Source organism: Pseudoalteromonas ardens (genome assembly GCF_030125445.1).
Classification (GTDB): domain Bacteria; phylum Pseudomonadota; class Gammaproteobacteria; order Enterobacterales; family Alteromonadaceae; genus Pseudoalteromonas; species Pseudoalteromonas ardens.
On the sequence record NZ_JASJUV010000009.1, the window covers coordinates 183254 to 196645 of the forward strand.

General features: G+C 46.6%; 8 protein-coding genes. 1 reads left to right on the forward strand and 7 read right to left on the reverse strand.

All coding sequences use genetic code 11. The features are described from left to right. Position 1 precedes the first annotated feature (1 nt). Complete coding sequence (locus QNM19_RS21575) at positions 2–2425, reverse strand: penicillin acylase family protein (protein WP_049863038.1); 2424 nt, start codon at positions 2423–2425, stop codon at positions 2–4. 168 nt (positions 2426–2593) lie between these two features. On the opposite strand from QNM19_RS21575, the gene QNM19_RS21580 reads away from it, so the two are divergent. Then, complete coding sequence (locus QNM19_RS21580; protein WP_049863037.1) at positions 2594–4735, forward strand: winged helix-turn-helix domain-containing protein; 2142 nt, start codon at positions 2594–2596, stop codon at positions 4733–4735. 416 nt (positions 4736–5151) lie between these two features. Here QNM19_RS21580 and QNM19_RS21585 read toward each other — a convergent pair whose 3' ends face one another. From QNM19_RS21585 to atpG, 6 genes are all read right to left on the reverse strand, one after another. Continuing rightward, on the reverse strand, positions 5152–5346 hold the full coding sequence (locus QNM19_RS21585) for a hypothetical protein (protein WP_049863036.1): 195 nt from the start codon (positions 5344–5346) through the stop codon (positions 5152–5154). A gap of 733 nt (positions 5347–6079) precedes the next feature. Beyond that, on the reverse strand, positions 6080–9166 hold the full coding sequence (locus QNM19_RS21590) for an efflux RND transporter permease subunit (RefSeq protein ID WP_049863035.1): 3087 nt from the start codon (positions 9164–9166) through the stop codon (positions 6080–6082). Continuing rightward, positions 9163–10227, reverse strand: a complete 1065-nt coding sequence (locus QNM19_RS21595) for an efflux RND transporter periplasmic adaptor subunit (protein ID WP_284027200.1) — start codon at positions 10225–10227, stop codon at positions 9163–9165. The genes QNM19_RS21590 and QNM19_RS21595 overlap by 4 nt, the downstream gene beginning before the upstream one ends. A gap of 448 nt (positions 10228–10675) precedes the next feature. Beyond that, complete coding sequence (locus QNM19_RS21600; protein WP_010384877.1) at positions 10676–11092, reverse strand: F0F1 ATP synthase subunit epsilon; 417 nt, start codon at positions 11090–11092, stop codon at positions 10676–10678. 13 nt (positions 11093–11105) lie between these two features. After that, positions 11106–12491 (reverse strand): F0F1 ATP synthase subunit beta, encoded by a 1386-nt coding sequence (gene atpD / locus QNM19_RS21605; RefSeq protein ID WP_010384876.1) that lies wholly within the window; start codon positions 12489–12491, stop codon positions 11106–11108. Between the two features lie 32 nt (positions 12492–12523). Further along, a complete protein-coding gene (atpG, locus tag QNM19_RS21610; RefSeq protein ID WP_049863034.1) occupies positions 12524–13384 on the reverse strand; it encodes a F0F1 ATP synthase subunit gamma in 861 nt (286 codons plus the stop codon). Positions 13385–13392 lie beyond the last annotated feature (8 nt).

A 13392-nucleotide genomic window follows, 5' to 3' on the forward strand; every position in this document is an offset into this window, starting at 1 on the left:
CTTATTCCTTATGCTCAGCAGGGATCAGCTTGAGCGAGTACTCGGTTTCCTGTGGCAGGAATGACGAGAACACGCCCTCTTGCCAATCTTTGTGCCCAGCCAGCCAATAGGGCGACATCGGATTAGATGCCTGCCCTACGGGCATGTGGAAAAATCCACTCTGTTCTTCGCCGGGTGTCACACCCATGCGCATGGATGCACCAAAGTTCTGCTCCTGTACCAGAGGCATATTGATGTCACCGTCCGCACCATATTCAGGGATATTGAAGAACTTCCCGATCAGTGGCAGTGCCCCTGCCACAGGATGAGAAATGGCCACTTTGTTGTAGTCACCCCACTTGGCATTGGCGATGGTGCCGTGGGTGTTATTAAAGTGGTTATTCAGGAACGACAACGCATCAGCATATAGCCCCTGCCAGGAGTCGTAACGGGTATTCAGTAAGTGTGCAGGCTGCTCATTCACCAGCTGCCAAAGCGGACCTTCCCACTGACTGGTTAAACTGAAGTAGTCAAAGACATTGGAGTCTGGGTTTCGTTCATGCACATCATTCAAAATGCCACCAAATACCCGCCGGGCAACTTGCGTTCTGAATGCTCTGACTAACAGATAACCCGTTGATTCTTTGGTCGCTTTGCCATTCCAGTTATTGACAATTTCGCGGTACTCGGTCAGCTCAGGGTGCTCAGCCAGGAACTCCTCATCGAGTATAGAAAGCAGTAAGTACTGCCAGCGCTGTAGAAATATCGCACGACTATCTAACTGAGTGCGTAGCATCTGCGCTTCACTCGGTTCATGCATGACTCTCAAACCATTGTGGATCTGATTTGCCCTGGCACCCAATGCATAGTTCTCACGACCAATCACATCGAGCTCATCTCCGGATACAACCCGGGCATTGGCCGTAAACAGAAACCCTGATTCTGGGTTCATACGCTTAGGGTACTGTGCTGAATCCAAAAACCCGGACCAGGCGTACTTATCATTGTCATAGGCAACCGGTGCCCACACTGAATGCGCTCGCTCAGGCAAAGCCCCTAACATGGTCCAGCCGATATTGCCCTGTTCGTCACCTACCACGACATTGAGGTGTGTCATATGTGCATCGTTGAATAAAGGAAGGGAGGCATCGACACTCGTTGCCAGCTCAACATCAAAGAGCCCCAGGTTGACTGCCATCGGGGAGTGAGCCACCCAACGTAACACCAGCAAGTCACCATTTTCTTCGCGCTCGACAACCGGGCCGTATGGCGTCATATCAACGACAAACTCAATCGGTGCCGCGTCTTTTACATCGATGGTCTGCGTCACAGGCGTCACCAACGCCTGGCTTTTCTCAGCAGGGATCCGCAGTAAATCAGACCAATCGCCCATTGAGTTGGTAAAGCCCCAGGCAATGTGCTGATTGCTGCCCGCTATCATCAACGGTAAACCAGGTAAAGAGATGCCTGACAGCTGGTGTTCTTTAGTTGCCTCTTGCCAGGTATACTCAACCCGATACCAGATGTTCGGCACTGTTAAATTCAAGTGCATATCATTGGCAACGAGGGCTTTACCGGACAGCGTATTGTCACCAGACACTGCCCAGTTATTACTACCAGCCACAGACGGTGTGTCTTTCAGTGTCAATGCATACAGTGATTGCTGATGCTCTGTCAGCGCCAGGTTGTGCTGCCCACTCTCTTCAGATTCGGCCAGCGAGTAAACGTCAGCACCTGGCATCGGAGCTGTTGCTATTTGCTGTGCATCCAGTGGTTGATCCCAGCTTGTGCCTAATGGCACCAGAAAGTCGACCAGCGCCTGGGGTAGCGTTTGCTGCAATTTGTTTAGATAGAGTGCATTGTGGTAATCACGTCCCTGCATTTCCATAAACATGGCAAAGGAGACCAGAAACGAATCTTCAGGCTGCCAGGTTGCTGGCGTCGCTTTGAGCACGGCATATTCAAATGGTGCGCTCTTAAGCTTATCCAGCCCGCTATTAACCCCTTCGACATACGCGTCTAATAGCGCCTTATGCTGTTCGTCGAGGTTGTTGTAGGCCTGACGTGCACTGTGCTTAAACTGATGAAGCCTGGCTTCCTTATCAGCATTGATAAAAGACTCACCAAACAGTGCGCTCAGTTCACCGGCCGCTTTGCGGCGCAAAAAGTCCATCTGGAAGAAACGTTCCTGAGCATGAAGAAAGCCCATGGCCCGAGCGGCATCTGTTCTTGTGTGGGCAACAATAGAAGGCAAACCATTGCGGTCTCTGTCGATCACCACTTCATGTTCAACATGAGGGATCGCCACCTCACCATTTAATAAAGGCAATGCAGAGTTTAGTCGTGCCCACAACCAATAGCTTGTGCAGCTAGCGACTACCATGGTTGATAAGCCACTAAGTAATAGTGCCTTTTTTACTTTGCTGTATTTTCTCTTTGTGCTCATCTTCAAATTCCAATTCCGGTTCCTGTTCCTTGTGCACGACACACGGTGAACAAAACTAAACTGGTGAAGATAATTGGATAATCCGCTCAGAAAGACAAAACACTTCCCATTATATTGTGTTACATTGGCTGGTAACAAAAAAACACAATAAAAAAACCCAATACGATCATGAACGGTAACAGTGTTAACAGGGAAATATGGCTCGAAGACAATCAGGTCACTGTAGGTCAATTTAAGATCGACTTTAAAAAGACCCGTCTTTACAACACGGAGATTGCTGAAGAGCAGGAAAACCATGTAATCAAGCTAGAACCTTTGACAATGGAGCTACTGTGCTACCTGGTCAAACGCAGAGGCGACTACGTTAGCCAAAAAGAACTGCTAGATCATGTCTGGGATGGCCGGGTTGTGTCTGATAATGCCATCCGCAGAGTGGTTAAAAAACTCAGGGACGCACTCGGCGATGACGTCAAATCCCCCACCTACATCAAAACAGTGCCCAGTAAAGGTTACCTACTCATAGCTGAGGTCAATATTGAAGCAGTCACACAAGGTAACGAACCTGATCACACCGCCGAACTTTCTCAGGCCTCAGACTATGAATATATACATAAGAAATCAAACACTAAAATTAAGTCTCTGTATTTTATGCTTATATTTGCTTTTTCTTGTGCCGCAGGCTATGCCTATTATGCGTTGCCGAGCCAGGTGGCCGTAAATCAGGTAAAAACGGTCACAAGCATGTCCGGTGAGGAAGGATGGGCGGATTATCACAAGGAAACCGATATGGTGATTTATTCTCACCGCAAAGATGTATCGGGGTTTTTTGGTCTATATATCAAATCGCTTTCTACCAATGTAACAAAAAGGCTCAGCGCGGAAGACGCAAACTATTACTCTGCCAAGTTTTCCAAAACAGGTAAGCAAATTGCGCTGCAGAGACAAAAAGGCAGTCAGGCCGAATTAGTCATACTGACGCTCAACGACACTATGGATGTCTCTAATGAAGAAGTCATTTATCGCTATGATACTTTACAGCCCAATTTATCCTGGTCGCCAGATGACAGTGCGCTGTATTTCTCTTTGAAAAAAGAACCGGACTACCCCAACACTATTTTCAGAATTGATATCGATAGCAAGCGCTTAACTCAAGTCACTTACCCTGATTTTAACCCGCATGGCGATTATTTTTCCGCCCTGTCACCAGATGGGCTGCACCTGGGCGTGCTGAGATATTCAAACTATCAACGCACGCATTTAATTATCTTAGAGCTCGCTTCCGGAAAAGTGCAAAGCAATACTGTGTTAGATTTTATTCCACCTAATATTGTATGGGATGACGACAGCTCAGGAGTTTATCTGGCCAATAGTAATGAAATCCATTTCTTTGATACCCGAACAAATGAACTGAACGCCCATGTTCAAACCACCTTTGGATTATCTTCAATTTACAGCACATGCGGCGATAATTGTCTGCTGGTGGGTAAAGAAGATAAGAATGTGCGGGACATTGCAGAGGTCAAAAATCCATTTCTGCAGGAGAATATCTACAACCTGTTTGAATTTTCCCTTTCTGGCAAAGAAGGTCACCCTGATTACCTGGCTGATTCTGACAAAATCATCTTTCGATATGAATTTGACAACATACCGCAGATCGTCACTTACTCGACAACAGGTGAGATGGAATTATTAACCGAATTTACAGAACATCACGGTATCAGTAATCTGGATTATCATCACGCGAGTCGCTCTGTACTGGGCATTCTGGATCACCAACTTTTTGTTCTGGATATCAAGAGCAAACAGGTCCGCTATCTCACTACGCAACTGGAAAACATTCAAAACCCCAGTTGGAGTAATGATGGTCGTTCTATTTACTTCTCACGAAAGGAAGGGAACCGATTCTGGCTGGTGCGCCACAATGTTGATGATGGTAAATCTGAGCAGATAGTACCCGATGTATTAAGTGCACGTGAAGGAACCAAAGACCAATATCTATTTTATCATCAAGCTGATGGCCAGCTGCTCAAAGCCCCACTTGCCAGCCCGCAACAAGGCTCCTTGATAGCCACTATCAAACCAGCCTCAAATACATCCTGGCATCTGACCGATCAATACGTCTATTACTCTGTGTCTGACGGGTATCAATTCGATCTGGTCCGTACGGATCTGAACACGGGAGAATCTGAGCGCACCTTGTTACTGAAGCATGCTTTCTATGCAAAGTTCCAAATTCACCCAAGTGAAGAGAAGCTCTTACTTCTGCAAAGGGCGGCACCGAGCTCAGATCTATACAATGTGTACTTTTAGAGAGAAAAATGTCTTCAGCGTCACGGACTCATGTTGCTGAAGACATCGCACTAGAAAAAACAGCTGTATCGACAATCGGTATTTCGCGCGCTCAGGTTACCGACAAGGCGCTTTTTACCCACTGTTGATGAAATGTTCAATTGGACTATTTAGGGTCTTTCCATGGCCAGCAGTGTGGGAAACTCTCACAACTCGGGGTAATCAGAAATTCGATAGGTATAGCATCAGCGCTGCCTGAATTGGGCGCTTCCGAGGCCTGAGCCGACGTTCCGGCAATAGACAAAGTGACGGTAAACAAAAGGGCTTTTATCGCTGTTAAGGTGTTTGTAGAGAACATGCTATATCCTTTGTTATTTCTGTTTATTGTTTATTGTTTATTGTTTCTGTCTTTTAAATTGTTTTGCACTACCTAACTATCAGTCGCCACTGGTTTCTACTTCTGGCCAGCATTGCGGAAAGCTTGCACAACCAGGGACAATAACAATATCACTGAGTTGTGAATAGACCTGTTCATCGTGTAACTCCGCAGCATGTACTGTATGACTGCTGGCCAGTAAGGCTGCTGCAATTGTTGATGCCATTAATACCGTTGATTTAATTGTTGTTTTCATAATTAGCCCCTGATTTATTGTGTTTTGATCTGATGCAGTGTTTTTTCTTATTGATGTTTTATTATTCACCTGTGTGCGTTGGCCAACATTGTGGAAAGCTCGCACATGTAGGGAAAACATCAACACTTTCAGAAACTGAAGTCTGCTGTGTATTGTTTGTATTTTGTTCAGCAGCGTTTACTGAAACAGCAGTAAGGGTAAGTAAAGTAGCCAGTGTTAGTGTTTTTAAAGTAGATAGCATTTTAGTGTCCTTATTATTTAAGTTTTATATTTTTTAAGGTGCGCTTTCGATGTTTATCGTTGTGCCCCGAGTTGATGAAATCTACTTTAAGCCCAATTGTTTCATTTACCACGCCACCATTCATGACTACACATTATTTCGCTGTACCACCTCAGGAATAAAAAAATAAAATATTAAAATTCAAATATATAGATAAGAAAGTTATATCGCGTTGAATGATTTTTTGAAGAGCATAGGAAGCTTTTGCTCGTTTGATACCAAATAGTCACAGGCTTTTTTTTAATCACCTCCCGGAAATTAGACTGAGGCTTTAAAAATCCCAATCTGATCACTCAGATTTTTCCACTGCTTGCTAAAATCGTTTAATAAACCAGCAACCATATCCTTGCTCATTACGCCTGAGTGCGTTTATTTTTTGACCACTCCGAGATCAACAAAAAAGGCCACCGGGATCAGGTGGCCTTGACGGGTTCAACAACAACATATGAAGAATTAAGTGGCGTCGACAGGCTGAGTCGCCTCATACTCAGATTCATTCCGAGTAAAAATGGGTAAGCTTAGCAACGCAGCCATCACTGATAGCGAGAACACAGCACTAAAGGTCATGCCACCCACAATCACAATCGCCAGGCCACGATAAATTTCCGACCCTACACCAGGTATCAAAGCTAATGGCAACATGCCAAAAATACTGGTCAAGGTACTCATATAAATGGGCCTTGCTCGCGACTTGATAGCTGACTGGATTTTTTCACTGACAGAAAAGCGATTGCTATCTAGTTCATTGAAATGCCCAACAAATAAAATGGCATTGTTAATCACCAGACCAATGAGAATAATGAAACCCATCATAGAGATCACATCCAACGGTTGGTAACTCACCAGATTAACCACATTCAGTGCCAGCATGCCACCAATCAGTGCAATGGGCAGCGACAACATAATCGCCAACCCGTTTCTGAATGATTTAAACCATCCGGATACCAGCAGAAACAGTATCAGCATGGCAAAACTAAACTGTTGCAACATATCTGAAATAAGAGCATTCAATTTACTTGCGCTGCCGCGATACGACACCGATACGGATGCAGGCATATGCGCGTCAATAATCGGTGTCACCTGCACCTTCAAGTCCTCAATAAAGGATGACAAGGGCATACTTGGCGGCGGGGTGACATTGATAGACAGGGTACGAAACCCGTTAAGCCGATACAATGAGCTCGGGCCTACATCCAGCTCATAATCAACCAAAGTACGCAGCAGAGTAACCTCATTTTCCAATGGAAAGTAAAGCGGTGTATCCATCACATGATTAATGGCCCGCCAGTCTTCCCCCTTGATATAGATAGGCAAGTTCTTTGTGCCGTTGGAATATTCACCAATGTACACCCCATCAGTTAATGCCCGGAGCTTTTGCGACAGATTGTATTGAGATTCACCAAGTTCCAGCAGCTGATTGTCTTTGGGTGTGAAGATAATCTGCGGATCATCATTGTATAAAGGGGTATTACTCCAGGGATTAGCATATCCCATATGGGTATTAAGATGCTCGTAAACCTCACGACCAATGATTTGTAAATCATCCAATGAGGTCCCGGTAAAGTCGATGGTTACCCGTCGATTGGTCGACAAACCAAATCCAAGTAACGAGTTAAAATTCGCATACACATTGGCATGTACAAATTCGCTCTGCAATGTCTCTCTAGCCCATGTTTTCAACTCCTCGGCACGTGCGGGATCGGTGGGATAAAGTACCAACTGAATCGATGAACTGCCTGAGACAAAAGACAGGAATTTATCTATCTGCGGGCCGTCATTCTGCTCCTGGCTTGCCTCGATTAGCCGATTAACAGGCATCAATAACTCTCGCGTCAGCGCGTCATTATTCATGCTCTGATTCACACTGACAGACACGTTTACCCGTGTGCCTTCAACCTGTGGCAGAATGTTTAACTTTGGCGCCAGTAAGACTAACCCGATCAAAGGAAGCAACACTAACACAACTAACATCACCACCCGGTTGCGTGTGCTGACCACCAGATTGGCCAGATAAGCTGACACACGTTCAACAAATCCACCCGTTGTATTCTGCACTTTAACGATGGGCAATAAATAGCGCAATAACAGAGGTAATAAGAGTAGTGCGACAAACAAAGAGGCACCCAACGCAGAAGAAATGGTGATCGCCAGATCATGGAATAGTTTGCCTTCTGCACTTTGCATTAACAGGATCGGTGCAAACACGATGATACTCGATACAACCGAGTTCACCAGCGCCCCCGAGACTTCTGCCATGGTTTTTCGCACCGCATCGAGTGTTTTCTCACCCTGCTCACGATACCGAACCGCCGTTTCAACCACCACAATTGCAGCATCCAGGATCATCCCGGTGGACAGCGCAATACCAGCCAGTGAAATGACGTTGAAGGTTCGTCCCAACATTTGCATGGCCAAAAATGTTGCCAATATAGAAATCGGCAGACTGACAAAAATCATGGCTATCACGGGCAGTTTTCTAACAAACAAGAACAGGATTAAGGTTGACAGAATCACCCCAAGGATCAGGTTATTTTGCACCATCGCCACCGCACTCTTAATGGTTTTTGAATCATCCTTGGTCAGTTCGACTTGCACACCCAACTCTGGCAATACGGTTGTATTCAATTCTGTGATCACCTGCTTCAGTTGTGCCAGTGACGCCAGGGCGTTCGAGCCATTGGCAGCGTTGACACTGACATAAAAAGCCTGCTGACGCTTCCAATATACAGGGGAAGAATCTGTGACGAATGCGTTCTCAATGTACGCCACATCGCCCAGGGTCACGACCTTTTGTTCATTTTTGGCAATGACCAGGCCATTTAGCTCAGCAATGTTTCGTCGCCCTTCAAATCGCACCGCAAAATTACGTGTCCCCTGCTCAACAATGCCCACGCTTTGATCCAGCGAGTTGCGTAGCAGGTTGAGCATCTGATCTATTGTCAGCGCATATTTGGCCAACTTTTCAGGGTCAAAAATAATATCAATGCGTTGTTCGGTTGATGCCAAAGGTGACAGGTTACTGATCCCAGGGATAGCCAGGATCCGCGGCCTGACAAACTTTTCAAATACATCTGTGTATAAGCTTCTATCTGCTGTGACACCGGCCCCATTGGGAAATAACACCAAGCCAGCAATACTGCCTTTATTGTCTTTGGATTTATTCTGAATGATCGGCTCAAGTGCGGTATTGGGGCGTGTATTGAATTGGTTCATCTTGTCGATGACTTCGATGTAAGCCTCCTGCATATCTGTACCTGGCTGGAAGGTCATATTCACCCAGGCAAAGCCTGTTCCGGTATCCGTTTCATACCGCAACACACCAGGCACCTTGCTGAGTAGTTCTTCAACAGGCTCGACAATTTGCCGCTCCATTTCCATAGGAGAGGCACCAGGCCAGAAGTTCCCCACCACTATCCGATCCTCACCAATATCAGGAAGCAACTGAACCGGTAACTTGGGTATGGCCGTAATACCCAGAATAATAATGACGAGGAAAAAGCTCACCACATAGTGAGGGCTTTTTAATATTGCGTGATTCATAACTGAGCCACCCTTTCATCCACCTTAACAATATCCCCAGGCTTGAGACCCAATCCACCGCGGGTAACCACCACTTCGCCAGGAGACAGCGCCCCGGTCACGACATAGTTGCCATTTACCCCAGCCAGCACTTTCACAGCAGCCTTTTCAACCGAGCTATCTGCCTTCAATTTATAAACGAAACTGTCTTCGCCTCTGGGGATCAGTGCATCTCCTGGGATCACCAGGCTATCTGGAATGCTAATTTTGAGTGTGATGGTGAGGTTAGAACCCAGTACTAAGTGCTTTTTCAAGGCCTGCTCAGGTTCAACAAATAAGGTCACAGCGCCTGTACCGACACTCACCTCAGGCACAACCCTGGCCAGTTTTGCAATTCCTATGCGTTTAGGTCTTTGTAGTTCGCTCTCGATGATCAGCTCAGCATGCTCATCTATATGATCCAACAGCTCGATAGGCAACTGGCTGGACAGTTCAATATCATCAAAACTGTTCACTCTGGCGATTGCATCACCTTGCTGAACATACTCACCCCTACGGACAAAAGTCTCGGCAACAAATCCACTGTCCGTTGCCCGGATTGTACTCAGTGCAATATGTCGTTGGATTTCGGTTAAGCTGATTTCCAGCTCGGCCAACTTGGTTTTTGCCGTCGCCAATTCATAGGTTATTTGGTCCAGCTCAGAGCGATTAACACTTTGTGTTTGCGATAAGGTTTCCAGCCGTTTAAGTTCAACACTCAGATACCCGACCTGGACCTCTGTCTGGCGGATCTCATAGCGTTTTCGTTGCTCCGATAAGACCAGAAACTGCGTGTCCAGCTGAGCGATTGTGTCACCCGCATTGACGCGCTCACCAGCCTTTTTTATCTTCACTACATGTGCGCTGGTGTAGCTTGAAAGGACCGTTGTGTCAGAATCGACGACCTCAGCCACTAATTCACTGGTTATCCCTCGGTGATTCTCGATAACCCTGGCAGTCGTGACTATCCGCTCAGCCAGAGCATGGTGAGATGCCAGTAGTAATAGAATCAGCCCGACCCGGTGCGTTAAGTTTTTCATCATTGTTGATCCCCATAATTCGCATTTCTTCTTACGTATTTGCGTGAGTCTAGAGAACCTGAAGGAGATCTGAAAAGTGAAGTGTTGTTACCTCATGCAACGACGTGTGACCAAGCAATCATTAGCATAATAAACATAGAGTTAAAAATAACACGGTAAGCGAGTCTGTCGCTCTGACAACAACTGAACGAGTACACGAAACAGTGCATTGAGGTATTTTCTACCAATCAACTTAAGTAAGCTGCAGATTATCAGCGCCCAAAAGTCAGCATTCGCATGATAAAAATACGCTGATTGATGCCATAAATAACCGTGCCAGATCAGAACTTGGGGCACAATATATGACAGGCCCATATACTGAAATCAAAGTTGGATACAGAGGCGGGGCGATTGAGCAGACATAAAAAAACCCACGCAATGCGTGGGTTTTTTAAACCAGATAGGTGGCTGCTTATTTGCGCAGCTGGCGTAGAAGACGTAGCTGAGCAAGAGCTTCTTCAAGCTGCATGGCAGCTTGCTGGTAATCCAGCTCGCCCGCAGTGCCTGAAGCCAATTGCGCTTCCGCTTCACGTTTAGCTTCTTCAGCAGCTTGCTCGTCAATTTCTTCCGCACGGATCGCAACGTCAGCAAGGACAGTTACGGTCTTAGGTTGAACTTCCAGCGTACCACCTGCAACATAGATAAACTCTTCAGTTTTATCTTCTGTTACTAAACGTACCATACCAGGTTTTAGGCCAGTCAGTAGTGGTGCGTGACCCGGGTGAATACCCAGCTCACCTTCACTACCTGTCACTTGGATCGCAGTCACGTCACCAGAGTACAAACTCTTTTCAGCGCTCACTACGTCAAGGCGTACTGTCATTGCCATAACAACCCCCTAATTACATGTTTTTGGCTTTTTCGATCGCTTCGTCGATTGAGCCAACCATGTAGAAAGCCTGCTCTGGCATGTCATCGTATTCACCGTTTAAGATGCCTTTGAAGCCAGAAATAGTGTCTTTCAGTGAAACGTATTTACCAGGTGCACCTGTGAATACCTCAGCAACGAAGAACGGCTGAGACAGGAAACGCTGGATTTTACGTGCACGAGATACAACTTGCTTATCTTCGTCAGATAGCTCGTCCATACCTAGGATCGCGATGATGTCTTTCAGCTCTTTATAACGCTGAAGTACAGTCTGAACGCCACGTGCAGTCTCGTAGTGCTCGTTACCGATTACTAGCGGGTCAAGCTGACGAGATGTTGAATCTAGTGGGTCTACCGCAGGGTAGATACCTAGAGACGCGATATCACGTGAAAGTACAACGGTTGCATCAAGGTGCGCGAACGTCGTTGCTGGTGACGGGTCAGTCAAGTCATCCGCAGGTACGTATACGGCCTGGATTGACGTGATTGAACCAGTCTTAGTAGACGCGATACGCTCCTGTAGTACACCCATCTCTTCTGCAAGAGTTGGCTGATAACCTACCGCTGAAGGCATACGACCTAGTAGTGCAGATACCTCAGTACCCGCCAGCGTGTAACGGTAGATGTTATCTACGAAGAACAGTACGTCACGACCTTCGTCACGGAACTTCTCTGCCATAGTCAGACCAGTCAGAGCAACACGCAGACGGTTACCCGGTGGCTCGTTCATCTGACCGTATACTAGCGATACTTTGTCTAGTACGTTTGAGTCGTTCATCTCATGGTAGAAGTCATTACCCTCACGAGTACGCTCACCAACACCAGCGAATACAGAGTAACCGCTGTGCTCGATTGCGATGTTACGGATAAGTTCCATCATGTTTACGGTTTTACCTACACCAGCACCACCGAACAGACCAACTTTACCACCCTTCGCGAACGGACATACAAGGTCGATTACCTTGATACCTGTTTCAAGTAGCTCAACTGAGCTGCTTTGCTCTTCGTATGAAGGTGCAGCGCGGTGGATTGACCAACGCTCTTCTTCACCGATTGGGCCGGCTTCATCAATTGCGTCACCCAGTACGTTCATGATACGACCAAGTGTTGCTGTACCAACTGGAACCTTGATTGGCTCAGCTGTACCTTCTACTGAAGTACCACGGCGCAGACCGTCAGTACTACCTAGTGCGATACCACGTACCACACCGCCACCTAGCTGCTGTTGCACTTCTAGTGTCAAACCAGCCAGGTCGCCTTCTGTAACTTTTAGTGCGTCATATACGGCTGGCACGTTGTCTTGTGGGAACTCGATGTCCACAACGGCGCCGATAATTTGGACGACCTTACCTAAACTCATGTCTATTCCTCTCGTTAAACTTTGCCGAAGCGTTACACGGCAGCTGAACCAGATACAATCTCACTGATCTCTTGTGTGATTGCAGCCTGACGCGCCTTGTTGTATACCAGCTGTAACTCATCAATCAGGCCACCTGCGTTATCTGTTGCGGCTTTCATCGCAACCATACGGGCAGCTTGCTCAGAGGCAGCATTCTCAACTACACCTTGGTAAACCTGAGACTCAATAAAGCGCACTAGTAGTGTCTCTAGAATCGCCTCTGGGTTTGGCTCATATAAGTAATCCCAAGCGTGAGCTGATACTTCTTCTTCAGCTTTTGGCAAAGGTAATAACTGATCGATAACAGGCTCTTGCTTCATTGTGTTCACAAAGTTGTTGTACACAACGAATAAGCGATCAATTTTGCCTTCTTCGTATGCTTTTAGCATCACTTTAACAGGACCAATTACGTCCTGAACGGAAGGCGCATCTCCTAACCCGGCTTTTTTGGCTTCTAGCTCACCGCCAAAACGTTTAAAGAAACCGGCAGCTTTGCCGCCCAGGGTGGCAAATGTTGCATCAACACCCTTTTCTTTCCACGCTTTCACGTCTTTCGCTACATACTTAAACTCGTTTGAGTTCAAGCCGCCACAAAGACCACGGTCAGTAGAGATAACGATGTAACCTACTCGCTTCACCTCACGTTCAACTAAGAACGGGTGTTGGAAGTCAAGGTTAGCCTGAGCAATACGACCGATCACTTTGCGTAAGTTTTCAGCGTATGGGCGGCTGGACGCGACGCGTTCCTGTGCCTTCTTCATTTTAGAAGCGGCAACCATCTCCATTGCGCTGGTGATCTTCTGAGTATTCTTGATACTCCCGATCTTGCTTTTTATCTCTTTTCCGCTGGCCATGACTCTTT